The organism is Arenibacter sp. F20364 (assembly GCF_023015905.1).
Taxonomy (GTDB): Bacteria; Bacteroidota; Bacteroidia; order Flavobacteriales; family Flavobacteriaceae; genus Arenibacter.
Genome location: NZ_JALKBD010000010.1, coordinates 142,543 through 166,676, shown reverse-complemented (window position 1 = coordinate 166,676; position 24,134 = coordinate 142,543). Strand labels below are relative to the sequence as shown.

General features: G+C 38.8%; 23 protein-coding genes. 13 read left to right on the top strand and 10 right to left on the bottom strand.

What is annotated here, in order from left to right:
• Positions 1–99: 99 nt before the first annotated feature.
• Entirely contained in the window at positions 100–522 is a 423-nt protein-coding gene (locus MWU84_RS10600) for a DoxX family protein (RefSeq protein ID WP_246901453.1), read from the top strand.
• Between the two features lie 94 nt (positions 523–616).
• Positions 617–1,495: a metallophosphoesterase gene (locus MWU84_RS10595; protein ID WP_246901451.1), complete on the top strand. Its 879-nt coding sequence runs from the start codon at positions 617–619 to the stop codon at positions 1,493–1,495.
• A gap of 147 nt (positions 1,496–1,642) precedes the next feature.
• Here MWU84_RS10595 and MWU84_RS10590 read toward each other — a convergent pair whose 3' ends face one another.
• Positions 1,643–2,122, bottom strand: a complete 480-nt coding sequence (locus tag MWU84_RS10590) for a Dps family protein (RefSeq protein WP_246901450.1) — start codon at positions 2,120–2,122, stop codon at positions 1,643–1,645.
• A gap of 301 nt (positions 2,123–2,423) precedes the next feature.
• Between MWU84_RS10590 and MWU84_RS10585 the strand changes: the two genes are divergently transcribed.
• The 4 genes from MWU84_RS10585 to MWU84_RS10570 all read left to right on the top strand — a co-directional run bounded on the left by MWU84_RS10585 (position 2,424) and on the right by MWU84_RS10570 (position 7,642).
• The gene (locus MWU84_RS10585; protein ID WP_246901449.1) at positions 2,424–3,668 is read left to right on the top strand and encodes an RND transporter; all 1,245 of its coding nucleotides are present in this window, start codon (positions 2,424–2,426) and stop codon (positions 3,666–3,668) included.
• A gap of 4 nt (positions 3,669–3,672) precedes the next feature.
• Complete coding sequence (locus MWU84_RS10580; RefSeq protein WP_246901448.1) at positions 3,673–5,043, top strand: ABC transporter permease; 1,371 nt, start codon at positions 3,673–3,675, stop codon at positions 5,041–5,043.
• 65 nt (positions 5,044–5,108) lie between these two features.
• Positions 5,109–6,569, top strand: a complete 1,461-nt coding sequence (locus MWU84_RS10575; RefSeq protein WP_246901447.1) for a TolC family protein — start codon at positions 5,109–5,111, stop codon at positions 6,567–6,569.
• Positions 6,570–6,703: 134 nt separating this feature from the next.
• Entirely contained in the window at positions 6,704–7,642 is a 939-nt protein-coding gene (locus MWU84_RS10570; RefSeq protein ID WP_246901446.1) for a LysR substrate-binding domain-containing protein, read from the top strand.
• Here MWU84_RS10570 and MWU84_RS10565 read toward each other — a convergent pair whose 3' ends face one another.
• Positions 7,643–8,038, bottom strand: a complete 396-nt coding sequence (locus MWU84_RS10565) for a hypothetical protein (protein WP_246901444.1) — start codon at positions 8,036–8,038, stop codon at positions 7,643–7,645.
• A gap of 140 nt (positions 8,039–8,178) precedes the next feature.
• Positions 8,179–8,376 carry a hypothetical protein gene (locus MWU84_RS10560; protein ID WP_031443636.1) on the bottom strand — a complete coding sequence of 66 codons (198 nt, stop codon included), beginning with the start codon at positions 8,374–8,376 and terminating at the stop codon, positions 8,179–8,181.
• Positions 8,377–8,478: 102 nt separating this feature from the next.
• Here MWU84_RS10560 and MWU84_RS10555 point away from each other — a divergent pair, with 102 nt between their 5' ends.
• Positions 8,479–9,792: a D-alanyl-D-alanine carboxypeptidase gene (locus MWU84_RS10555; protein ID WP_246901441.1), complete on the top strand. Its 1,314-nt coding sequence runs from the start codon at positions 8,479–8,481 to the stop codon at positions 9,790–9,792.
• Here the strand turns inward: MWU84_RS10555 and MWU84_RS10550 are convergent.
• The 5 genes from MWU84_RS10550 to MWU84_RS10530 all read right to left on the bottom strand — a co-directional run bounded on the left by MWU84_RS10550 (position 9,786) and on the right by MWU84_RS10530 (position 13,192).
• Complete coding sequence (locus MWU84_RS10550) at positions 9,786–10,295, bottom strand: peptide-methionine (S)-S-oxide reductase (RefSeq protein ID WP_246901439.1); 510 nt, start codon at positions 10,293–10,295, stop codon at positions 9,786–9,788. The genes MWU84_RS10555 and MWU84_RS10550 overlap by 7 nt on opposite strands.
• A gap of 18 nt (positions 10,296–10,313) precedes the next feature.
• Positions 10,314–10,901: a GDP-mannose pyrophosphatase NudK gene (nudK, locus tag MWU84_RS10545; protein WP_246901436.1), complete on the bottom strand. Its 588-nt coding sequence runs from the start codon at positions 10,899–10,901 to the stop codon at positions 10,314–10,316.
• 211 nt (positions 10,902–11,112) lie between these two features.
• Positions 11,113–11,766, bottom strand: coding sequence for a DUF2461 domain-containing protein (locus MWU84_RS10540; RefSeq protein ID WP_246901434.1), 654 nt, complete (start codon positions 11,764–11,766; stop codon positions 11,113–11,115).
• A 47-nt stretch (positions 11,767–11,813) separates the two neighbouring features.
• Positions 11,814–12,611 carry a TIGR00266 family protein gene (locus MWU84_RS10535; protein ID WP_246901430.1) on the bottom strand — a complete coding sequence of 266 codons (798 nt, stop codon included), beginning with the start codon at positions 12,609–12,611 and terminating at the stop codon, positions 11,814–11,816.
• Positions 12,612–12,736: 125 nt separating this feature from the next.
• Positions 12,737–13,192, bottom strand: coding sequence for a DUF4442 domain-containing protein (locus tag MWU84_RS10530; RefSeq protein ID WP_246901427.1), 456 nt, complete (start codon positions 13,190–13,192; stop codon positions 12,737–12,739).
• Positions 13,193–13,459: 267 nt separating this feature from the next.
• Here MWU84_RS10530 and MWU84_RS10525 point away from each other — a divergent pair, with 267 nt between their 5' ends.
• The 6 genes from MWU84_RS10525 to MWU84_RS10500 all read left to right on the top strand — a co-directional run bounded on the left by MWU84_RS10525 (position 13,460) and on the right by MWU84_RS10500 (position 19,227).
• Positions 13,460–13,942, top strand: a complete 483-nt coding sequence (locus tag MWU84_RS10525) for a DUF4870 domain-containing protein (RefSeq protein ID WP_246901424.1) — start codon at positions 13,460–13,462, stop codon at positions 13,940–13,942.
• A gap of 125 nt (positions 13,943–14,067) precedes the next feature.
• Positions 14,068–14,403: a PadR family transcriptional regulator gene (locus tag MWU84_RS10520; protein ID WP_031443627.1), complete on the top strand. Its 336-nt coding sequence runs from the start codon at positions 14,068–14,070 to the stop codon at positions 14,401–14,403.
• A 3-nt stretch (positions 14,404–14,406) separates the two neighbouring features.
• Positions 14,407–16,161, top strand: a complete 1,755-nt coding sequence (locus MWU84_RS10515) for a PspC domain-containing protein (protein WP_246901422.1) — start codon at positions 14,407–14,409, stop codon at positions 16,159–16,161.
• A 145-nt stretch (positions 16,162–16,306) separates the two neighbouring features.
• Positions 16,307–17,032 (top strand): head GIN domain-containing protein, encoded by a 726-nt coding sequence (locus tag MWU84_RS10510; protein ID WP_246901420.1) that lies wholly within the window; start codon positions 16,307–16,309, stop codon positions 17,030–17,032.
• Between the two features lie 123 nt (positions 17,033–17,155).
• The gene (locus MWU84_RS10505) at positions 17,156–18,166 is read left to right on the top strand and encodes a dipeptide epimerase (RefSeq protein WP_246901418.1); all 1,011 of its coding nucleotides are present in this window, start codon (positions 17,156–17,158) and stop codon (positions 18,164–18,166) included.
• Complete coding sequence (locus MWU84_RS10500; protein WP_246901416.1) at positions 18,166–19,227, top strand: aminotransferase class I/II-fold pyridoxal phosphate-dependent enzyme; 1,062 nt, start codon at positions 18,166–18,168, stop codon at positions 19,225–19,227. Before MWU84_RS10505 ends, MWU84_RS10500 begins: the two co-directional genes overlap by 1 nt.
• Positions 19,228–19,287: 60 nt before the next feature.
• Here the strand turns inward: MWU84_RS10500 and MWU84_RS10495 are convergent, their stop codons facing one another.
• Both MWU84_RS10495 and MWU84_RS10490 read right to left on the bottom strand, forming a co-directional pair.
• The gene (locus tag MWU84_RS10495; protein WP_246901414.1) at positions 19,288–20,769 is read right to left on the bottom strand and encodes a SusD/RagB family nutrient-binding outer membrane lipoprotein; all 1,482 of its coding nucleotides are present in this window, start codon (positions 20,767–20,769) and stop codon (positions 19,288–19,290) included.
• 11 nt (positions 20,770–20,780) lie between these two features.
• The gene (locus MWU84_RS10490) at positions 20,781–23,903 is read right to left on the bottom strand and encodes a SusC/RagA family TonB-linked outer membrane protein (RefSeq protein ID WP_246901412.1); all 3,123 of its coding nucleotides are present in this window, start codon (positions 23,901–23,903) and stop codon (positions 20,781–20,783) included.
• Between the last annotated feature and the right edge of the window lie 231 nt (positions 23,904–24,134).

The following is a 24,134-nucleotide window of genomic DNA, read 5'->3' as shown; positions in this document are numbered from 1 at the left end:
CGATTTTGACCCTAAAAGTGTCCAAATAGAATTGGTTTATACTTTTACATCTCATTAAAAATGAGTACCTTAGAGTATATAACATATAAATTTTCGGCTATGGCAACTATTAAATCATTGAACAAATGGGCCAATGCACACACTTATTATCCCTTGGATCTATTAAGGGTAGCATTGGGTGTTTTTCTTTTTATGAAAGGGGTCGATTTTATGTCCAACCATCAACAAATGGTGGAAATTATTAAACCCTTCCAAAACCTTCCAGGAGGTATGTTGATTATGCATTATGTAGCACCTGCACATTTTGTAGGCGGATTTTTACTGGTCATCGGTTTACTTACACGTTGGGCCGTAGTAGCACAATTGCCAATTCTTATTGGAGCCGTCTTGGTAAATTTCCTAGGTGAAATGAATACCTCCAACCTAATGTTGGCCTTCATAACCTTGTTGGTATGCATATTCTTTATGTTCTATGGATCTGGAAAACATTCGGCAGATTACTATTTAAAAATGCAGAAATAGGGCAATTGACACCGTATTTGAAGTATATTTAATATTTAAATAATTACGGTTAAACCTCATTATGCCTTATACCCATACATCCTTAACACCATTAATGTCCAAGGTAAAAAATTGGGTTTTAATAATATCGTTAGTATTATTTACTTCCTGTCGTGAGAACAACGGCTCGGACTCCAAAGGGGATTATGAACCTTCGGAAGAAATCCCGTCAATCTCTTTTACAGCTATTGGGGATGTTCCTTACAACAACGAACAGCGGGATGGCCTGATCAATATCATATCCAGGCATAATGACATTGATCCTTCTGAATTTGTCATCCATGTCGGCGACATAAAACCAGGTGCCGCAGAATGTGACGAAACGGTCTACGAAGATGTTTCTGGCATCTTAAAGACGTTTGAGGCACCCACCTTTATCGTTTTGGGAGACAATGAATATAACGACTGCACGGACCCACAACAAGGATTGGAATACTGGAACAAGTACTTCCTTCATTTTAATGAAAATTGGGTTTTCGAACCCACTGTCACTTATCAGCCCGAGCGGACAGAAAATTTTAGTTGGATAGAAAACAAAGTTTTGTTCATAGGAGTTAATCTCGTAGGAAGCCAAGTTCATGACTCCTTGGAATGGCAGAACAGATTGGTTCAAAATGGCCAATGGATTAAAAAACTCTTGGAAGAGCAAGTGAACAAGGTAGAGGCCATGGTAGTTTTTGGCCATGCCAACGTAGTGGAAGCAGGCCCTGATAAGTTTAAGCCATTTACGGATCTTTTGCGTGGAGCTGCCAAAACTTTTGGAAAACCAGTGCTAATGGTACAGGGTGATGGGCATTTTTGGCTCAAAAATAAACCTTGGCCAGAACAAAATATTACCCGTTTGCAGATTGATGGCGGGGATACTGCGGTAAAGATAACGGTGAACACTAATCTTGACTTCCCCTTTTTGTTCGATAGGGAGTTTTTGAATTGATACACTTCAAATAGAATCATCCCTAATTATGAGTGCTTGGCAAACTAATTACCTAAAGCATTTTCACAATTAGGGATGAGTAATAACTTTAACAATTTCTCTTGAGTCTAATGGTATGAGTATACGAATAGCTCCAAGGAATTTTTATTAGATTTCTTCTGCCAACCAAGCCTTCATCATCCAGACGGTTTTTTCCTGTTCGGTGATAAACTCGCTCATCATAGAATTGGTACCCTCATCCGAGGCCTCATCAGAAGCATCCAAAATAGCCCTTTCTATAACCAACAATTCTGTAAGAGATTCCACGATCAAACGAATTGCATCCTCATCCTTGGTAATATTTTTTCCTACCGGGACCTTCGCATTTTCAATATAATCCTCAAAAGTGTGTAAGGGTACACCCCCCAAGGTAAGGATACGCTCCGCAATTTCATCTACTTTTAAATTGGCATCGGTATATAATTCCTCAAATTTAACATGAAGATCAAAAAACCTCTTCCCTTTAATGTTCCAGTGAATTCCCCTTAGATTCTGATAGTAACGTTGGAAATTTGCCAATAATTGATTTAAATCCTTACTTAACGACTTTGATTTGGAGATATCCAAACCTATACTGTTTAATTGCATAACATCTTCTTTTTAATGTACCACTAAATTACAGAATTCATCTTCCACTTAAGATACGGGTCAATTGATAGATTTTATCATTGGATAGTATTATACAATAGAATAAAGCCAAGTTTAATAAGCGGTATGATTATTGATAATATTATCAATAATTTAACATTAAAATTTATGATAAATTAAATAATCGACCGGAACACATTGGTTTTGCAATTAATTAAGAAAATAATAACAAAATATTCTGTTGAATATTGAGGTACTAGCTTAAATTTGATTTACTCCCCCATAACTAAACCATCTAAAAATGACTAAAAAAAAACTACTCCTATTTGGTATACCCATTGTTCTTATTCTTGTAGGTTATACCTTGTTCGGGAACAATTCGGATGAAGATGTAGCCATTACCACCAAAGTTGTAAAAGGCGAATTTGTAAATGAGGTTATTATTTCTGGGGAGGCCCAATCCACCAGTTTAAAAAAAATAAATGGCCCAGATGACATACGCAAATTTAAACTCCGGGATGTGAAAATTCAAGATCTAATTCCTGAAGGTTCTTTGGTAAAGGAAGGCGACTATGTGGGCCGCTTGGATCCCTCAGAGGTGAATGAACAGATATTGGATGCCCAATTAAACTTGGAAACTGCACAGTCCAAATACACCCAGGAGCAATTGGACACTACCCTGACCTTGAAGCAGGAACGGACAGCCATAAAAGATTTACTATTTGATATCCAAGAAAATAAGCTGGAACTTAAACAGTCCATTTATGAACCTCCTGCCACTATAAAAAAGTTGGAAATTAATATTGAGCGTCTGGAACGGGATCTAAAGGAAAAAACCGAGGATTATAAAATTAAAGAACAGAAGGCCGTGGCCAAGATGGTCGAGGTGGGAACTGAAGTTTCCAAAATAAGTAAAATGCTGGAAGAACTCAGAAATCTACAAAAATCCTTCACCATACATTCCGATGCCAATGGAATGGTAACTTATGCTAAAAACTGGGATGGCTCCAAAAGAAAGGTAGGATCGTCCATAAGCATGTGGGATCCGGCCATTGCCACACTGCCCGACCTCACCAAAATGGAATCCAAGACCTACGCCAATGAGGTGGATATTAGAAAAATAAAAAAGGACCTTCCTGTTATCATCGGTTTTGATGCGTTCCCCGATATAACCTTAAAAGGAACTATCACCAATGTCGCCAATGTGGGCGAAGAAAAAAGAGGTTCCGATATCAAACTATTTCAGGTACTTGTAAACTTTGACGAGAACAATGATAACGTTAGACCAGGAATGACCACCTCCAATAGAATACTGATCCATAAGGAAGAAGAAGTCCTTATGGTTCCATTGGAAGCTATATTTTCCCAAGATTCTATAAGTTTTGTGTACACCAAGTCCGGCTTATCCATTGATAAAAAGGAAATCGAAATGGGCGAGTCCAATTTGGATGTCGTGGTTATAAAAAAAGGTTTAAACGAGAATGAAGTTGTATATCTGAGCAAACCCGAAGGAATGGAAGAAAAAAGTATTCTGTCTTTAAACTAGGTTCATGATAGACAAGATACTTCTAGAACAGATTGTCTCTAATTTTAGAGAGGCCATTCGCGTGGTAACAATCAATAAGGTAAGAACTTTTTTAACGGCTCTGGGAATCATTTTTGGGGTAGCAGCGGTCATTACCATGTTATCTATAGGGAACGGGGCCGAAAAGGAAATTTTAACGCAATTGGAACTGGTTGGTGTAAACAATATTGTGGTAACCCCTATTCCCGATGAGGAGGATGAAAATTCCACCGAAGAGGAAGAAGGAACCAAAGAAATCAGAAGATTCTCCAAAGGCTTGGATCTACTGGATGTTGCAAGTATTGCCAACAACATTCCGACCATAAAAGCCATTAGTCCCGAAATTATTTTGGAAACCTATGTGATCAATAAGGGAAGGCAAAACTCGGTAAAACTCATAGGGGTAACCAATTCTTTTTTCCAGACTTCAAACATACATATTGGCCAAGGCAGCAACTTCTCCGAAGAACATGCTGTAAATGCAGCTTCGGTATGTATCATAGGTGAAAAAGTAGAAAAAAAACTGTTCCCTGGTGAGAGTGCCATCGGCAAACAGATCAAGGTAAAAGATGTTTGGCTTCAAGTAATTGGAATAATCGAGGAAAAACTTATATCGGAAAAGGCCCAGGAGAACCTAGGCATCAGAGATCTGAACCAGGATATATATATTCCCGTAAAAACCTTTCTGGTTAGGTATAAAGACAGAAAGATTATATCCGATGAACCTTTAGATTTTAGTGGAGGGGGCATGATCATCATTGGAGGAGCCAACAATGGTCCCAAAAAGAGGATACCACGGGGCAATTACCATCAGTTGGATAAATTAACGGTCCAAGTAAATAATTCCAATGAACTAAAATCGACCGCTGAAGTTCTGAGCAAACTTCTCAAAAGAAAACACAACGAGGTGTTGGATTTTGAAATTACCATCCCTATACAGTTGCTAAAACAGCAGCAGAAAACCAAACAGATATTCAACATTGTGCTCAGCGTAATTGCAGGAATATCTTTACTTATCGGTGGTATTGGGATAATGAACATTATGTTGGCCTCAGTGTTGGAACGGACAAAGGAAATAGGTATCATGAGGGCAATTGGTGCCACCAAGCAAGATGTAATTCTACAGTTCTTGTCTGAGTCCGTCCTAATAAGCTTGGGGGGTGGAATAATAGGAATACTTCTGGGAATAGTAGCCTCGTATGGATTGGAACTGGCAACAGGGATAGAAACAATACTTTCCTTGAATTCCATTGTTTTGTCCTTTTTCGTGGCCACTTTTATAGGGCTTGCATTTGGGGTACTACCAGCCAAATCAGCTGCCAACAAAAATCCCATAGAAGCCATAAGACGTGAATAATAATATTTTCAGATAACACTTATAACAGTTACCCTCCCCCGCCTTTTAAACCAAAATAGTCCAAAATGAAAAAATGTATTTTGTTGTTATTCCTTTGCTCCAACTTTATTGTCCTGGGACAGTCCAAAAAAATAACACTGACAGAGGCCATTGAAATGGCAAAAAAGAACTCCCCCGAATACCAAGCTGTACTAAATCAATCCCAAGCCAGTTATTGGAAATATAGAACTTATCTTGCAGAATTCCTGCCACAATTTAGATTATTGGCCACCTTGCCAGAATACTCAAATTCAATTACAAGGATTACCAATGATGAGGGACAGGATATTTTTGTAAATCAAAATCAGTCCAGAGTAGATGGAACACTATCAATAAACCAGCGGGTGCCTTTCACTGGAGGCGACCTTTCCCTTAATTCCCAAATCCAAAGAATTGATCGCTATGGCGCAGACGAAAATAGCAATTACTCCCTAACCCCATTTTCCGTACAATACTATCAAAACTCCTTGTTCTTTAATCCCTATAAATGGGACAAGCTTATTGAGCCATTAAAATACGAGGAATCCAAACGGGAATTTATAGAAAGGATGGAGGATATTTCGCTAAGTAGTTGCCAGCGCTATTTCGGACTATTGACCGCGCAAATGAGATTAAAAAATTCGCAAAAAAATTTAGCGACCCAAGATACCTTATTGCAAATTGCCAAAGGAAGGTTCGAAATTGGCAAAATTGCAGAAAACGAATTATTGCAGATGGAACTAGGACATTTAAATTCGCAAAATGAAGTCACCACCAATACCATATTACTTAAAAGGACTTCCCAAAATTTGGCCCGTTATCTGGAACTGGAAACCGAAGATATAGAATTGTTCATACCTGAGAAATTGGTAGATTTTGAGGTGAGCGTGGAGACCGCCCTTGATGAAGCTACCACCAATAGAAAGTCGGTCATCGAATTTAGAAGGAGACGCCTTGAGGCAGAAAAAAATCTTGCCCAAATAAAAGGCAATAACAGGTTGGAAATTAATGTTAGAGCTAATTTTGGGCTTAACAAGCGAGCGGATGATTATGATGTACTATTTCAGGACTATGATAGACAACAAAGAGTATTGGTAACTTTGGGAATTCCTATTTTTGATTGGGGAGTATCCAAATCCGAAAGAAAAATGGGAGAGGCCGATTTAAGTTTGGTCGAAACAAATATTGAGCAAGAACAACAGGCCTTTGAACAGGAAATTTACCTCCATATTTTAAACTGGTCCAGTAAACGGGATTTTCTGGCGACCTCAGAAAAAGCCAAAGAAATTGCCATTAAGCGTTACCAAATTACCAAAGAAAGGTATATTCTAGGAAAGATTACCATTACAGATCTAAATCTGGCCCAACAGGAGAAAGATAAGGCTGAAATTGATTACCTAAATTCCTTGGAGAATTTTTGGACAGATTACTATACCTTACGAAGACTAACCTTATACGATTTTATCAATGAGAAAAAAATTGAAGCGGAAAATATACTATTTGATTAGCTCCATAATTAAACGGCAACTGCCCTAAACCGTCTTCTTAAAATAAAAATATTGGGAAGATTTGTTAAGTAAGGTTCAAACTGGTTAGGTTTTGTTTTTAGTTTTCATAATTTTATCACTTTAAATAATACTAAATGACCATTACACAATTGCAATATGTACTAGCTGTTGCAGAGTACCAGAATTTTACCCTTGCAGCCGAAAAGAGCTTTGTTACACAACCTACATTGAGTATGCAAGTCCAGAAATTGGAGGACGAGTTGGATATATTGATCTTTGATAGAAGTAAAAAACCCATTACCATTACAGAGGTAGGTGCCAAAATAGTTGCCCAGGCCAAGAATATTGTAAATGAGGCCAACCGCATCAAGGATATAGTGGATCAGGAAAAGGGTTTCATTGGTGGTGAGTTTACCTTGGGGATCATCCCCACCATTATGCCTACCCTATTGCCTATGTTCCTAAGGACGTTTATAAAAAAATATCCTAAAGTAAACCTGATCATTAAAGAGCAAAACACGGAAAACCTGATCCAGAATTTACAGGATGGCCATATTGATGCGGCTATTGCTGCAACCCCTTTGGAGATCGAATTTATTAAGGAAAGACCCCTCTATTACGAACCTTTTGTGGGATATGTACCCCCTAACCATAGACTGGGAAAAACATCCGAATTGGTACCCGAAGATTTGGAAATATCCGATGTACTACTTTTAAGGGACGGACACTGTTTTAGGGACGGAGTGATCAATTTGTGCAATGCCTCAAAAAATTATCAGGAAGATCACTTTCAATTGCAAAGTGGTAGTTTTGAAACGCTTATCAATCTTTCCAATGAAGGCTTGGGCATGACCCTCCTACCCTTCCTCAACACCATTGAACTGGATGATAAAAAGAAGCAGAACCTTAAATTCTTTAAAAACCCCTCCCCCGCTAGGGAAGTAAGTCTTATTTATCATAAAAGCGAGCTTAAAATACAGATTACGGAAGCTTTATATGATGTAATTGCCAGTGTGGTCCGGGGTGCTATTGCTTTCCAGGACGTAAAAATTATCAGTCCGTTAAACAAATAATTATTCCATTTTTCGATATTTGTACGAACATTCCTCAATGCAACCTACATTGGATAGAATGAGTTTTCCTTCAGAGAAACTCATGTTAAAATTGGTCTCTATGGCATCATTTTTACAGTGATATCGCATAGTCAATAAACTGTCACTTGTGCTGTATATTCCATTGACAATTCCTCCACAGGCCTTCTCATTGTGGGTGTAAGAGCCATTGGCCTTAAATTCAAACATTGGGCCATTCGTTACAGCTGTCCAATTTTCAACTATGTCGCCCGGGCTAATTTTGGTGGCTTCCAATTGCCATATTCCTAGAAGTTCATTTGTAATTAAGGGTAGGGTATCCTCATCCTTACCACAACCAATAAGTAAAAGGATAAATAGGTAGGTAAGTTGTTTCATTATATATAATTTGGGGGTCCGCCATTATATACGAATGAATTAACCTAAATAGTTGTCTTTAAGGTGTAAGAAATCAAAAAAACAAAATTTTCCAAACGGAGAAGTCATAAAAAAAGCCACCTTATAAAGGTGGCCAATATCTATGCTTTTAAATAAAGTAAACTTTGTTGTAATTCTGGTTTGTCGTTAATAAATTGCTTCAACCAGAGTTTTAATTCTTCTATTTCAAATGGTAATAGTCTTGTCACTGCTTTTTCTAGTTCTTTGCAAAATAACTTTGTATCAAAACTAACCTTTTGCAGTACGGTTTTGGTGTACTCTAACATAGCTCTTGCCATATTTCAAAATAATTTTAGGTTGCTTGGACTAAGATAACCAATAAAAGGTATATATTATTGCTCTATTTCAGTTAAAATATAGATAAAAGGATGTTAAAGTCGATGAACGTACAATTTCAAATACATTTAACCGATAAAAAAAGGATACTTGGGCGATTGTTTATGGTTTACGCCACAATGAGCTTATTAGGATGCAAAACACTAAATAACAGCAAATTAAATAAAAGTATCGACCAACAGATAAGCTCACAAACTACCAATAATTACTTTCAAGGCCTACTAGTCTATGACCCCGTAAAAAAGGACACGCTATATAACCATAATAGCCAAAAATATTTTACTCCGGCAAGCAATACCAAGATAATTACCTTGTATTCCTCCTTAAAAACCCTTCCAGAAAAGATTCCAGCACTAAAATATATTGTTAGAAATGACACCCTGTATATGGAAGGCACGGGCGACCCAACTTTGTTGCATCCCTATTTTGGTGACAGTACCGCCGTAAAATTTGCTCAGAACTACAATAACGTTTCCCTGTATCTAAATAATTTTAAGGAAAGCAGGTATGGCCCCGGTTGGGCATGGGAAGATTATGACCTCTATTTTAGTCCCGAAAGAAGTGGTATTCCCTTGTACGGCAATATTGTTACCATTTCCAATGACGGGAATATAGCAGTTACCCCCGAGCATTTTAAAAACCAAGTAGTACCTATTAATTATACTGTAAACAGGGAACTATATAGCAATACCTTTTATTTTGACCCTCAAAAAAAGGATACCTTGGAGAGTCCTTTTATGATAGATAGCACACTTACCAAAACACTATTGGAGGAAGTCCTAATAAAAAAGGTCAATATTGTGCAGAAAATGCCGAATGAAGAAAAACAGGTATTGTACAGCGTTTCTTCAGATTCCCTGTACAAGAGAATGATGGCGGTAAGCGATAATTTTCTTGCGGAGCAACTGCTAATTTTAAGCTCCTCTACCCTTTCGGATACCTTAAACAGCGCCAAGGCCAGAAAACATATTTTGGAGAATTATTTACAGGAACTTGAACAGCCACCGCGATGGGTAGATGGTTCAGGGCTTTCCCGCTACAATTTGTTTACTCCTGGAACAATGGTCTATGTACTGAATAAAATGTATCAAGAAATACCAAGGGAACGGCTTTTCAATTTTTTCCCCGTTGGCGGAAATATCGAAACTTTAAAAAACCGGTTCAATGAGGATGGACGTCCCTTTATGTACGCCAAAACAGGCTCTTTGGGTAATAACTTCTGCCTCAGTGGATATCTAATAACCCGATCTGGCAAAACCTTAATATTTAGTTTTATGAACAACCATTTTACCAAGACCAATGCTGAGGTAAAAGAACAGATGCAAACTATTTTTGAAATGATCAGGGACAATTATTGATCCAAGACCTTACTATTATCTACTTTGTCCGTAAATTTCTGCATAAGCAATTTGAGCTTTGGGGCAATGTGGGTCTGGCAAAATGGCTTATATGGATTCTTATAATAATAGTTTTGAAAGGCCTTATCGGAAATTTTAAATTCCCTGAACGGTAGGACTTTGGTTACCAGTGGTTTTTTGAAATTCTCTTGGAATATCTGTAATGCCAAGGTAGCTCTTTCGGCATCCCCAGAATCAAAGGTATAAATGGCAGAGCGGTATTTTTTGCGCATACTATGGTCCGAAGTAGATTTATGGGTATGGAGGTGTACCAATATTAAATCTTCCAGACCTATGGCCTTAGGATTATAATACACAATTACAGCTTCAGAAAAGGAGGACTCCTCACCTTCAGAAGCCACAAAGCCCTGATCTACACTTGTTATTCCCTTTAGGGATGTAAAGACCGCTTCGGTACACCAATGGCAGCCTCCGCCAAAGGCTATTCTGGGATACGTTTTCATACTGGGTTTGTCGTATTACTAATTGGAAAATAACCCATTAATCTTGGCATACTGTAGGAGCATAATAGTCTTGGCATCTTTTATTTCACCCGTACGTATCATATCCAAAGCTTTTTCAAAGCCCAGTTCCATTACTTCAATATTTTCTGTTTCGCTCTCGGCACCTCCTCCCTCGCCAATCTTCATTTTTTCTTCATATGATCCAATAAAAAAATAAAGGATCTCCGTTACCGAACCAGGTGACATGTAGGATTCAAATACTTTTTCCACCTTGTCCAATTTATAACCGGTCTCTTCCTCGGTTTCTTTTTTTATACAATCTTCCGGGTTGTCACCATCCAATAATCCAGCACAAACCTCTACCATCATTCCAGAATCATTGCCATTTATATAAGTGGGCATCCGAAACTGTCGGGTAAGTATAACCGTTTTATTCTTTTTGTTATATAATAAAATAGCGGCCCCATTACCTCGATCATAAGCCTCCCGGGATTGGGTTTCCCAACTACCATCCTCCCGTTCATATTCAAAAGTTATCTTGTGCAATTTATACCAATTATCAGACAGCAGTTGCTGTTCAATATTTCTTACTTTTCCATTTTTCATCGCTATTTAATTTTATTATATACAAAGCTATTAATTCTAGAGTCCATTAACGGCCAAGCAAAAATTCTGCGATAAACCTTGAACTTCTAAATACTTAATACCAATGTCCGTAAAATACCACTCTACCAATAAAAAGGCCCGGTTAGGTTTACTTGAACTTGGAACCTTGAACTTTTCTTTGTCTTCCCTATTCAGCTTCCAAAAGTTTAGTCTACACCGTAACCGCCTTATTTAAATACCTCCTAAAAGGTAGCATTTCCAAATAAACTGAGATTACCTTCTCTTTAAAATTGGGTTGAAGGATTTCCTTTTGAGTTAAAGGATGCATTACGGCAAAGGTTTTGTTTCGCAAAAGGTGAATGTGTGGATGGTCATTGGAAAAACCTTTGGGTGCTTTTTTTAAGGAATCATCTACCACCAAATCCCCGAATGTATCCTTAGAAGACTTTTTATTCAAGATTTTTATTAATTCCTCCCCATCGTAATCAATAGCTTCCCTTATACTTCTCAAGGTTTTGGGATCAGGCCTCCAAAATCCGCCCGCCAACATGGATTGACCGAGCCCGATCTCAATATAAAAATCCCCCGTATTGGGTGCCTTATCCAGTCCAGCGCCAAAATGATCCTTGTAAATGGGCTTATTGGGATGAAACATAAGGTTATTGTTGATTCTATTTATACCTTTCTTGCCCGGGGTACCATAGTATTCATCATCAACTCCCGCTAATGACAGATCCAATTCATTTAACCATTCTATATAATTACCCCTTACTTCTTTGTACCATTTACGATTGTTATCCATCCACTCCTTGGAGTTGTTTTGGTTGAGTTTGGTAAGAAATTGAAATAGGGAATTGAAGTTCATTATCTATGATATCACATAATGGAATAATACAGAAGATTATTTATTGTCTAGAATCGGTTATCCCCGTCCAAAAGATTGCCCAAACCGCCTAAAATACTACCTTCCCCTTTATCCTTTCCTCCCCTGGGAATGGAAGCCAAGACCCTACCAGCCAATCTGCTAAAGGGCAAGGATTGAATGTATACGGTACCAGGGCCGCGTAAAGTGGCATAAAAAAGTCCCTCACCTCCAAAGATGGTATTTTTAATTCCCCCTATGAATTCTATGTTATAATCTACATCCTTGGTAAAACCAATAATACAACCTGTATCTACCTTTAAGGTTTCACCTGGGCCAAGTACTTTTTTGGCCGTGGTTCCTCCTGCATGTACAAAAGCCATTCCGTCTCCTTCCAATTTCTGCATGATGAACCCTTCACCACCAAAAAGTCCTCGGCCCAATCTTTTTGAAAATTCAATTCCCACGGAAACCCCTTTAGCAGCGCATAGAAAGGCATCTTTCTGACAAATGAACTTACCTTGAAATTCGCTGAGGTCTATGGGGATGATCTTACCCGGATAAGGCGAAGCAAAACTTACTTGTTTTTTACCCTGCCCTATGTTTAGGAAGGCGGTCATAAAAAGGCTTTCCCCTGTAAGCAAACGTTTTCCGGCGGAGAATAATTTTCCCAAGACCCCTGTATCCTGATTGGAACCATCACCGAAGATGGTATCCATTTTAATGTCGGAATCCATCATCATAAAACTACCTGCTTCCGCTACAACGGCTTCTTGTGGATCCAATTCTATTTCCACATATTGCATTTCCTCTCCGTAAATTTCAAAATCTATTTCGTGTGCGTTCATTCTATAAGTTTAATATTTTGAATTTTTATTTCCTGACTATAAGTATCAAAAAATACCGTTTTGTTACAATAGCACATTGCCATATTGATTCATTAATTCAATTACCGAATAGTACCATTAGTGCATTAACCCTTAACCTTAATCGTCCATTCAAAATTAAAGGAGGAAACAACAATTCCCTCTTCATTTTTTCCAACAGATTTCATCCAGATAGTCTGTCCCTCACCCGTATCAATGGTTCTTTTAATAGCATCCGCAATAAGATGGCCGTCCTCGCAGGTAAATGTAATTCTACCCGTGGCTTTTTTTGAGAAATTGGCATTGTTATTGGCCACCAGCATCGATATATTCCTTCCGCTTTCCTTAATCTGATTCATGACCATAGCTCCGGTAGTCAATTCGGCCGCCATTGCCTGAACAGCCCAAAACAAGGATTTAAATGGATTTTGATTGATCCATCTATGTTTTACCGTGACAATTGCTTTTTTATCATCAATGTACCTTAAACGCACCCCTGTCCACCATACGGCAGGGAGTTTAAAAAAGCTGAACATATTAATCTTACTGGGACTTAGGGCCATAACCAAATATTATTATACCTCAAAAGTATAGAAAATATACGTACAACATAAATGTTAATTATATGTTAAATTATAGTACTTTGTTTTGCATAGTACCTTCTTTTAGATATATATTTGCATAGGAAGTTATTATGCGTAGCCATTGGAACTGGCAAAAAGTGATTGCAACGGTACAAAGAATAAGCTTCCTGTCCAGCTGAAAATAGCCCTAAGACAAGTTGGTTATTAATAAAAGAAATAGCATTTAATTCAATTAACTATAAGGCCATGACCGAAACACTAAGCAAACACGAAAAAAATCTATCGGCGCTAATACATGCCTCTACTTTTTCCAAATACTTTATTCCCTTTGGGAATTTTCTACTGCCTTTAATACTTTGGACAGCAAACAAGAAAGATCACCCCTTTGTAGATCAAAATGGGAAACAGGCCTTAAATTTTCAAATTAGCCTTCTTTTGTATTCCGTAATCCTGGGAATTTTCACAGTGCCCTTTTTCCTTGGAATAATACCGGAGATCTTTCATAACGGAGATTTAGGTTTTGCCAATTTCAATGAATTTAATGGCATCAATTTTAATTTTGATTTCCACCGGTTAAAATTGGGTAAATTACTTTGGCCCATAGGTATAGCAGGTGTTGCCCAGGTAGGACTATTCCTGATCAATATAGTTTACACCATTCTGGCTGCCATACGTACCAGTGAGGGTATGGATTTCAAATATCCGATAAGCATACCATTCATAAAATGAATGTAAAATAAAATTAGTACTCATCACACTAATTCCAGAGTTTATTCATCAAAAAGATCAAGAGTAAAATGCTGCAATGCGACCATCAAAAAAACGAACAGTAAAATTATTATAATCATGTAATTATGAATATTGAAAACACAAAAGCACAAATGCGCAAGGGAGTCTTGGAGTACTGTATACTTTCCATTCTCAATGGAGAGGACAAGTATACCTCCGAAATTCTGGACACCTTAAAAGACGCCAAAATGCTAGTGGTAGAGGGTACTATTTATCCCTTACTCACAAGACTAAAAAATGCAGGGTTGCTCAACTATCGTTGGGAAGAATCCACCTCAGGACCCCCACGAAAATACTATACATTAACAGAAACGGGCAAACTGTTTCTGAAGGAACTGGACACCACTTGGGATGAACTAAGAAATGCGACAAACCTTGTTACCAAAACAAAAAACAGTTAAAAAATGAACAAGACAATAAATATAAATCTGGCCAATTTATTCTTTCACATAGATGAAGTAGCCTACACTAAATTGCAACGCTATTTAGAAGCCATAAAACGTTCCTTTGCCAATACTAGTGGTAGTGACGAGATCATAGCGGATATAGAGGCCAGAATTGCTGAACTTTTCCATGAAAAAATGGAAAACGAAAGACAGGTAATTACCGAAAAAGAAGTGGACGAGGTAATAGGCATTATGGGGCAGCCCGAAGATTATATGGTTGATGAGGATATTTTTGAGGATCAACCAAAATCCTCCAAAAGAACTGAACGGGTAAGGAAGTTTTACAGAGACGTGGACAATAAGTATATCGGAGGCGTATCTGCCGGTCTGGGCCATTATTTTGGTATAGATGCTTTATGGGTCCGACTATTATGGATTTTACTGACCATTTTTAGCTGGGGTGGATTTGTCTTCATCTATGGCCTATTATGGATATTGATACCCGAGGCCGTTACCACAGCACAAAAATTGGACATGCGGGGTGAAGCCGTTAATATTAGCAATATCGAAAAAAAAGTAAAAGAAGGTTTTGATGATGTAGCGGAAAAAGTAAAAAATGTGGACTACGAAAAAATGGGCCATAAGGTCAAGGATAGTAGCCGAAGTTTTTTCAATGCCATTTCCGATGTTATTATGTTCTTTTTCAAAATCATAGGGAAATTTATAGGTATCATATTAATAATTATTGGAGCCGCTGGTATAGTTGCATTATTTATAGGCCTATTTACTGTGGGAATATTGGACATAATCCACCTTCCGGGAATCGACATTTACAATCTCGTCAACTCCACCAATACCCCAGTTTGGTTAGTGTCTTTACTCGGTTTTTTTGCTATTGGAATTCCTTTTTTCTTTCTCATGTACCTAGGGCTTAAGATTTTGGTGAACAACCTAAAATCAATAGGTAATATTGTAAAATTCACACTGCTGGGGCTGTGGTTGATCTCTATAATCCTATTGACTGTTCTTGGTATACGCCAAGCCGCTGCCCATGCCTACTCAGGTAATGTCTCCATTGAAAAAGAATTGGTTTTCGCCGAACCAACGGAATCTATTAAGATTAACCTGAAATCTGCGGATAGGGACAAGCAAGAGAACAATATGCATATTAATGGGATTGTACTGGACTATACTGAAAATGGGGAGGAAATACTCATTTCCCGGGATTTCCGTATTTACCTAAAAATGTCGCACGATTCCATAGCCCGTATCGAAGTGAGGAAAAACGCCAACGGGAGTTCCTTTAAAAATGCTACCGAGACCGCTTCTAAAATTAATTACAATTATATGGTCCAAGGCAACACCATTACGTTGGATGACTTTTTATCAACGGGTAGGGAGAACAAATTTAGAGATCAGGATGTACGGGTTTATTTATACCTGCCTATCGGTACCAAATTGGAGTTTAACAAAACTCCAGAAAACTGCTGGATAATTAGGGCCAATAATGACCAAAATATGAACGGTTGCGAAATCACAAAATACACCTGGATGATGAATGAAGACGGAGAATTTAAATGCGAAAATTGTCCTGACACGGAAGAAGAAGAAGACAATGATAATAACGGAAGTATTATCATCAATGAAGACGGTGTAGACATCGATATTAAAGGTGACGGCGATAACTTTAAATTGAAGATCGACGAAAAAGGCGTACAATTAAAAACCAATGATAGTGGTAAAACCATATTAAAAAAAGATACAGTTCAGTAGGTTATAGCAACAACTCGGTCATTAATAATGTGAGCGAAGAAACCCATTTAATAATTTTAAACAAATCAATAAATAGTAACATTAATCAATCCTTGAAATACTCAGCCCCCCCAAGAGTTTATTACAAGACTCAAAAACAACAATCATGACAACACTTGCAAGAATTACCATCACACTTATCCTGGCAATCTTATTTTCTTCCTGCGGTTTTGATATCAATATTGGAAACGGCAAAAAAGGAAATGGCATTGTAGACGAGGAAAAACGTACTATTACATCCAATTTTACTGCAGTTACAGCATCGGAAGGCTTGGATGTTTTTGTAACACAAGGCAATGATTTCGAAATCGTAGTAGAAGCCGATGAGAATATCATAGACCTTATCGCGACAGACATAAAAAACGGAACTTTGCGCATTCATGCCATTGAAAATATTGGCAGGGCCACCAAAAAAATATATGTTACCCTACCGGTAATTACCGTATTGGAAACTTCCAGTGGTGCTAATCTATCTACCCAAAATGCCATAGAGGCCCAAAATATTGAATTGAGTGCCAGTAGTGGCTCCAATCTGGAAATTGAGGAATTAAAGGCAGGAAATGTGTCGACGGACTCCAGCAGTGGTGCCCACATTCAAGTGGCCGGAGAAGCAGAAATTCTGAACAGCAATGCCAGTAGCGGCTCTGGAATAAAAGCTGAAAATTTAAGCACCGCAAAATGCAATGCCAGTGCTAGCAGCGGGGCAGGAATCACTGTAAACGTATCCGAATCCCTAATAGCAAAGGCCAGTAGTGGTGGAGATATACGCTATACCGGAAACGCGAAAGTAGAACATAAAAAGTCGAGCTCGGGAAGCGTAAGTGCATTATAAATACCTGATCGTCTTTTAGTAGCAATCCAACCATCCTAAAATTTACAAAACCCATTGAGATTTCAATGGGTTTTCATTTTCCAATACACCATCTTTCTTTATATTCGTTCAATAAATTATGATATGAAGATTAAGATTAAAAAATATGTACTTCCGCTAAAACACACTTTCAGTATTTCCAGGGAATCCCATGATTTTCAAGATTCCATGGTCGTTGCCTTGGAACTGAATGGTAAATCGGGTTATGGAGAGGCTACATCCAATCCTTACTATAAAATAACCTTTGAAACCATGCAGGCGGAGATTGAAAGTATTAGGCCGGAAATTGAGAATTTCGATTTTAAGGAGCCAGAGGCCTTCCACACTTTCTTAGTGTCCAAAAAACTGAGCAATTTTGCCATTTGCGCATTGGATCTTGCCGCCAACGATCTGTACGGAAAAATACTGGGCAAACCATTATATGAAATATGGAATACGGATAACAGTAGTTATCCCATAACCAATTACACCATTGGCCTGGATACCATTGAAAAAATGGTGGAAAAGATGAAGGAAATGCCCTGGCCCATATATAAGATTAAACTAGGTACCGATAAGGATGTGGAGATAGTAAGGGAGTTGCGCAAACACACCGATGCCATTTTTAGGATAGATGCCAATTGTGCATGGACTGCTGAGGAAACCATTGCCAATGCCCCTATATTAAAGGATTTGGGTGTTGAGTTTTTGGAACAACCCCTAAAAGCGGATGACTGGACGGGAATGGAAGCAGTAATGCACCAAAGCGTTCTACCCGTAATAGCCGATGAAAGCTGTATAGTGGAATCCGATGTGGAGAAATGTGCACTTCATTTTAATGGTATAAACATTAAACTAACAAAGTGCGGTGGACTTACCCCAGCGAGGCGGATGATCAAAAGAGCCAAGGAATTGAATCTCCAGGTAATGGTAGGCTGTATGACCGAATCTACCGTTGGTATTTCGGCCATAGCCCAACTTATACCGCAATTGGACTACGTAGATATGGATGGCGCCATGTTATTAAAAGAAGATATTGCCGACGGAGTAATTATCCAAGAAGACGGCAAAGTAATCTTTCCTACCTCGGGTGGTAGCGGAATAAGTTTGCGTTGATGGCAATTTATATTGATGGATTCCCTGGAAGGGAATTGGATTTGGACCATAGCAAATATCTGTATTTTGGAGGCACCTCTTATTTGGGACTGCAGACCGATGGAGCTTTTCAGGATATGTATATTTCCAATATTAGAAAATATGGCACCAATTATGGAGCTTCGAGAAAATCCAATTTACGAATTTCGATTTATGAGGTAGCGGAAAAACATTTATCCCAGCTAGTGGGAAGTGAATCATGCACCACTTTATCTTCCGGTTATTTGGCAGGACAACTCGTGAGGCAAACTATGGCTACCAAAGAACATAGAATGTTCTATGCGCCCAACACCCATTCGGCCCTTTATTCCCCTACCGCATCCTTAACAAAACTAAAGCCATACATTACTTTTACCGCCTTGAACATAGCGGTCCGGGATCATTTGGAAACCAATAAAGGAATTACTCCAGTTGTTTTTTTGGATGCCATTGATTTTTCCGGGGCCAATTATCCGGATTTTGAAGGATTAAAAATGCTGCCTTTGGAAAAGATCATTCTGGTAGTGGACGATTCACATGGAATTGGAGTTGTTGGTGCAAATGGAGGTGGTATTTTTCGGACAGTAATGGAACTTGCCCCTAAGGAATTGATTGTTTGTTGTTCCTTGGGAAAAGGATTTGGAGTTCAGGCAGGGGCCATTTTTGGAACCCAAAAGCGTATGGAACAATTCACGGACACTCCTTTTTTTGGTGGGGCAAGTCCCGCAGCACCTGCAGCTGTGGCCTGTCTTGTGGATGGAAAGGAGCTTTTCCCTAAAAAAAGGGAGATCCTAATGAATAATATAGCAGTATTTAAATCCCATCTTAAAGTTTTGGACAAATTCAAGTTCATGGAGGATCATCCGGCCTTCAGTTTTACGGATGAAAAGCTTACAAATTACCTAGAACGGCAAAATGTTTTGGTCACTAGTTTTCGCTATCCTGATGAAGATTCCTCGCTTATGAGCAGAATTGTAATTAGCGCCCTTCATAAAAAGGAGGATATCCTTTTATTATGCAATATTGTCAACTCCTATTCTTAAAATAAAACGGCCATCCCATAAAAGGATGGCCGATATACCTAATTATTTATTATTTCAATTTTAATTATCCCACCAAACTGGCGTAACAGGGGATTGTTGGTTGGCCGTTACATTAGCCTCATTTCGGCTCAATTCGGTTGAAGGATAGATAGCTCTACGGAACCACTGCCCAGAGAACTCGTTATCATCAGTTGCCTCTTCAAGTCTAATTTGTAGACCCGTGAAAACATCTGCAGAGAAATCATATCTTCTATAGTCCACAAAAGTCTCGGGATTCAAAAAGTTATGAATGTACTTCTCTTTCATAATATGGTTCAACATAAGTCCAGCTTCACCCACGGCAATAGCGCCATCGGCCAGATAATCGGTGCCATCTACACCGTACATATCCATACTGGCCTGAACACCTTCCATATATGCGTCATACGCAGCGGTAGTAGAACCTGTACTGGTTGTATTACCTCCATTGGCCAGAAAAGCGGCTTCGGCCTCAATAAATTTGGCTTCGGCATAACTGATCAACATCAAAGGAGAATCAATACTGGTATAATATCCATCGGTTTTAAAACCGGTGTTGGCATCACTGCCATCTGGGGCTATTCCAGCTCCACCACTGACAAAACCTTTCCACTCTACCTCGTCATCATTTTCTGCAAAAAGAGGCAGTCTTGGATCTATTGAAAGTGCTCCACTTTCAAACGGATAGTAATCCCCGTTCATAGAACTCACCAACTGGCTGGCAATATCGTTGCTCAGGTTACCTGTAGACCTGGCCAATATTTCAGCCGAATACCAAGGGTTGATATTTTTCTCATTGTAAAACATCTCAAAATTATCGTCATTTGAGGTAAAACCGTTGGCAATTGAAGATAAGACTTCACTTGCAGAAACGGTACCTTTATTCACTAAGTGCAACTGATATCTTGCCTTAATAGTGTAGGCAGCCCTTAACCATTGATCGGAATCACCTCCGTAAATAAGGTCCGAGCTCCCCAAATTAAAGCCAGAGTTATCAGGACCTTCCAAGGCATCGATAGCAGAATCCAGGAGTGTGAATATTTCCGTGTAAATCGATTCTTGGGTATCAAAGGTTGGAAAATTATTGTCCGGACCATCTGTAGCATCGGAATAGGGTATGTTATCCCAAGTATCTGTAGCTATTCCTAGATTTACAGCGATAAGAATATCGGATATAGCTCCTATATGGGTGGCATTGGTTTCAACAGCCTTTGTCTTGATTGCCTTGATATTTGGCAAAATATAAAGATAAACCTGACTCCACAAGCCACTTGCCTCGGTCTGACCTGCAGCTCCTCCGCCGGTAGACACAAAATTCTGCACGTAGTTTCCAAAAGCCAATTCGGCCGAACGCTGGCCTTCCATGGTACTATGGATGACCGGCGCCATTAAATCCTGCATTCTCAACTCTTCCAAAGTTGCCGTATTGGAAGGGGTATTAACATCAAAATAATCATCACTACACGAAATCTGCGCAACTAATAAAAGTGATAAAATTCCTGTTTTTATAATATTGTTTTTCATGTTTATCATATTTAGAATGAAATATTTAGACCGAAAGAGTAGCTTTGGCTCAAAGGAACACTAAGTCCTGTGAAACCATAAACATTACTACCAGCACTATACTGGTTCCCTTCAGGGTCATAACCGTCGAACGGAGTCCATAAAAGTATATTTCCAGCACTGACCGAAAGGCTTACTTTCTCCATATTCAAATCCCTAATAAATTTACTGTCCAAATCATAGGTTACGCTAACATTACGCAATTTCACCCAAGAGGCATCCTGAATCAATATTTCGGAAGCCCTGTTGTAGACACTGGAATTTCTATAGTAATTCTGATCAATTAAGGCTGCGGTTGTATTAGCGGTATAACCTCCACTACCGTCATCCATTACTCCTGACAAAACCACTTCTTCATCCCTTACCAAAGTACTTAAAGGATTACCGTTTCTAATGGAGTTTCTAAGCCCGGAATCATAAAGATCGCCACCTTCCTTATATTCTAACAAGAAATTGAACCCTAAGCCCTTCCATTTAAAATTACTGCCCAATGAGGATATGAAATCTGGAAAGGCATTACCCACTTTTACCCGCTCATCAAGAACAATTTCGGGATAGCCATTTTCATCCAAATACCTTTGGCCGTCTTCATATCTCCACTTATATCCGTAAAGGTTGCCCATTTTATCACCAGCCCTAATTTCTGACGTTATCCCGGCAAAGCCCGAATCTGCAAATATAATGGCTTCAATATCCTCGGGAATTTCCAAAACTTTCCCTTCGCTGGTAGACCAATTTAGAACCAACTCCCATCTAAAGTCATTGCTTCTAATAATGTCTGCACTAACCAATAATTCATGTCCAAAAACTTCATAATCACCCGCATTCCTTGTAATTCCGGAAAGACCAGAGGAATAAGCCGTTCCCACTGTGAATATTTGGTCCTTTACGCGAGTTTTGTAATAAGCATAGTCCAATCGGATCCTATCTTTCATAAATCTAAGGTCCGCACCAAATTCTGTAGACTGGTTACGTTCCGGAACTATATCCAAATCTCCCAACAAGGTACTTCTTCTATATCCCCCGGCACCTCCAAAAGGAAAATCCCCGTCAACTACGAAATACTGGCCAACATCCCCAAAACCGGGACCTTTACCTACTTCGGCCCAGGACGCCCTTAGTTTACCAAAAGTAAAGACATCATTATCGCCAAATACATCGGAAACATCATAGGCCAAACTTACAGAAGGATAAAAGAAAGAACGATTTTCTTTTGGCAATGTGGACAACCAGTCATTTCTACCGGTCACGGTCAAGAACAATTTATCCTTATAGCCCAATTTCAATTCTCCAAAGGCACCAACGTTTCTCAATTGGGTAATACTATTATCTACAAAATAATTAATGGTATTTCCAATTTCATTGATTCCAGGTACGTTTAGACCTTCCCCCCTAGCCTGGGCATAGTCTCTTTTGGAATCAGAAATCTGATGTCCCAAGGTAAGATCCGTGGTAAAATCATCTGACCATTCTTTGGTAAATGCAACCAAAAGGTTGGACTCCAAGCCCGTAAAATTGATGTTTTGATTTAAGACAAAACCACCCACCTGTGAACCTCCATCCAGATCTGGACCCACATATCTATTACGTTGATCCGAATAATTATCTATTTGGGCAGCATAGGTGACATTTACCCAATCTTTGGGTTTCCAATTCAAGGTGGCATTGGCGATCCATCTGTTGACATTATCGATAAGACTACTGGTCTCCATTAAATAGCGAGGATTATCTATTATTCCAAAAGAATAATCCCTTTCTGTACCATCGGTATTCATATAATCATTAATTGGGAAAGTCCCAGAATAATATGAAAGGGCACTCATTACCGATTTATCCCCTCCATTGGCCCTACGTCCACCAGATTTGGTGAAGGCTACCGAAGAATTTAATGTTAATTGATCGGTAATCTTATAGCCTGCCTTTAACCTAAAATTATTTTTGGTGTAATCCGTATTGGGGAGAATCCCTTCTTCATTATCCCTTCCCATAGAAAAGAAATAGTCCAATTTCTCATTAGCCCCACTTAAACTTAGATTGACCTGGGAATTAAAACCTGTCCTGAAAATATCGTAAGGACTGTAAAATTGATCGCCTGTCAAATCAACCACAGTACCATCCGACAAGGTATAGGAGTCATCTGAATACTTAGGTCCCCAACTATAGAAGGAGGTAGCATTCTGAACCCTATTAAAACCTGTTTCAGAATCGGGATCGTACAGTGTCCTGGGAGCACCACTGAACCCCTCCCTATAGGTAGTTTGTAACGAAGGGGTTGTTTGTACATCCCTGAAGGTGGTTGAAGCCGTTAAATTTATTTTGGCCTTGCCCTGTTTACCTTTTTTGGTTGTTATAATAATTGCCCCGTTGGATGCCCGTACCCCGTATAAGGCTGTGGCAGCCGCACCCTTTAAGACGTTAAAGCTTTCAATATCTTCTGGGTTAATGTCACCCGCTCTATTGGAAAAAGCAAATTGTTCAGAGCTATTGGGAGAATTTGAACCTGCACTAGGCCTTACCTCCCCAGAAAATGTATCGTTGTTCAAGGCTATCCCATCAACAACAATTAAAGGTTGATTGCTCCTACTTGGATTAACGGAGGTAATACCCCTGATCAGGATATCCACACCACCACCTGAAGATCCAGATGTTCTGTTGATCTGGACCCCGGCAACCCTACCCTGTAAACTTTCCATGGGGTTGGACTGCCCAGCTAGGTTTAGGTCCTCGGTGTTAACTTGGGTTACCGAGTAACCCAGAGATTTTTGTTTCTTCTCCACACCGAAGGCTGTAACTACAACTTCATCCAAAGCACTAGCGTCTTCCAATAATACTATGCTCAATTCGGTATTGGATGTAACGGTTACATCCTGCGATTTCATTCCCAAGTAAGAAAAGCGCAAAATGTCACCTTGATTGGCGGCAATAACAAAGTTACCATCAAAGTCGGTCGTAGTTCCCGTATTGGTCCCAACAATCAAAACGGTAACTCCAGGAAGTGGCATGCCACTATCATCATTTACGTTACCGGTAACATTTTGTGCAAAGCCATGCCATGTGAGCATGAAGGTACACAACAGTAAAAATTTTTGTATCATATTAGTTTGTTTTTATTAATCGAGCTAAAAGTCATAAAAAAAACATAAAAAACAAACATTGAGGAAGCGAAATGTGATTTAAACAATAATAAGGCCTATATACAAAGTATTTTTCACAAAATTATGACTGGAAACGACTATTATTTAATTCATTTTAAGAAGTTTTTTTTAACATATTTTTAGTTTCATATGTTAATATTCTAAAAAAGTCGTAACTTATTAGTATCTAAT

Coding starts and splice junctions, on each gene's coding strand:
- MWU84_RS10600 (WP_246901453.1), top strand. CDS start 100: ATGGCAACTATTAAATCATTGAACAAATGGGCCAATGCACACACTTAT.
- MWU84_RS10595 (WP_246901451.1), top strand. CDS start 617: ATGTCCAAGGTAAAAAATTGGGTTTTAATAATATCGTTAGTATTATTT.
- MWU84_RS10590 (WP_246901450.1), bottom strand. CDS start 2,122: ATGCAATTAAACAGTATAGGTTTGGATATCTCCAAATCAAAGTCGTTA.
- MWU84_RS10585 (WP_246901449.1), top strand. CDS start 2,424: ATGACTAAAAAAAAACTACTCCTATTTGGTATACCCATTGTTCTTATT.
- MWU84_RS10580 (WP_246901448.1), top strand. CDS start 3,673: ATGATAGACAAGATACTTCTAGAACAGATTGTCTCTAATTTTAGAGAG.
- MWU84_RS10575 (WP_246901447.1), top strand. CDS start 5,109: ATGAAAAAATGTATTTTGTTGTTATTCCTTTGCTCCAACTTTATTGTC.
- MWU84_RS10570 (WP_246901446.1), top strand. CDS start 6,704: ATGACCATTACACAATTGCAATATGTACTAGCTGTTGCAGAGTACCAG.
- MWU84_RS10565 (WP_246901444.1), bottom strand. CDS start 8,038: ATGAAACAACTTACCTACCTATTTATCCTTTTACTTATTGGTTGTGGT.
- MWU84_RS10560 (WP_031443636.1), bottom strand. CDS start 8,376: ATGGCAAGAGCTATGTTAGAGTACACCAAAACCGTACTGCAAAAGGTT.
- MWU84_RS10555 (WP_246901441.1), top strand. CDS start 8,479: ATGAACGTACAATTTCAAATACATTTAACCGATAAAAAAAGGATACTT.
- MWU84_RS10550 (WP_246901439.1), bottom strand. CDS start 10,295: ATGAAAACGTATCCCAGAATAGCCTTTGGCGGAGGCTGCCATTGGTGT.
- nudK (WP_246901436.1), bottom strand. CDS start 10,901: ATGAAAAATGGAAAAGTAAGAAATATTGAACAGCAACTGCTGTCTGAT.
- MWU84_RS10540 (WP_246901434.1), bottom strand. CDS start 11,766: ATGAACTTCAATTCCCTATTTCAATTTCTTACCAAACTCAACCAAAAC.
- MWU84_RS10535 (WP_246901430.1), bottom strand. CDS start 12,611: ATGAACGCACACGAAATAGATTTTGAAATTTACGGAGAGGAAATGCAA.
- MWU84_RS10530 (WP_246901427.1), bottom strand. CDS start 13,192: ATGGCCCTAAGTCCCAGTAAGATTAATATGTTCAGCTTTTTTAAACTC.
- MWU84_RS10525 (WP_246901424.1), top strand. CDS start 13,460: ATGACCGAAACACTAAGCAAACACGAAAAAAATCTATCGGCGCTAATA.
- MWU84_RS10520 (WP_031443627.1), top strand. CDS start 14,068: ATGAATATTGAAAACACAAAAGCACAAATGCGCAAGGGAGTCTTGGAG.
- MWU84_RS10515 (WP_246901422.1), top strand. CDS start 14,407: ATGAACAAGACAATAAATATAAATCTGGCCAATTTATTCTTTCACATA.
- MWU84_RS10510 (WP_246901420.1), top strand. CDS start 16,307: ATGACAACACTTGCAAGAATTACCATCACACTTATCCTGGCAATCTTA.
- MWU84_RS10505 (WP_246901418.1), top strand. CDS start 17,156: ATGAAGATTAAGATTAAAAAATATGTACTTCCGCTAAAACACACTTTC.
- MWU84_RS10500 (WP_246901416.1), top strand. CDS start 18,166: ATGGCAATTTATATTGATGGATTCCCTGGAAGGGAATTGGATTTGGAC.
- MWU84_RS10495 (WP_246901414.1), bottom strand. CDS start 20,769: ATGAAAAACAATATTATAAAAACAGGAATTTTATCACTTTTATTAGTT.
- MWU84_RS10490 (WP_246901412.1), bottom strand. CDS start 23,903: ATGATACAAAAATTTTTACTGTTGTGTACCTTCATGCTCACATGGCAT.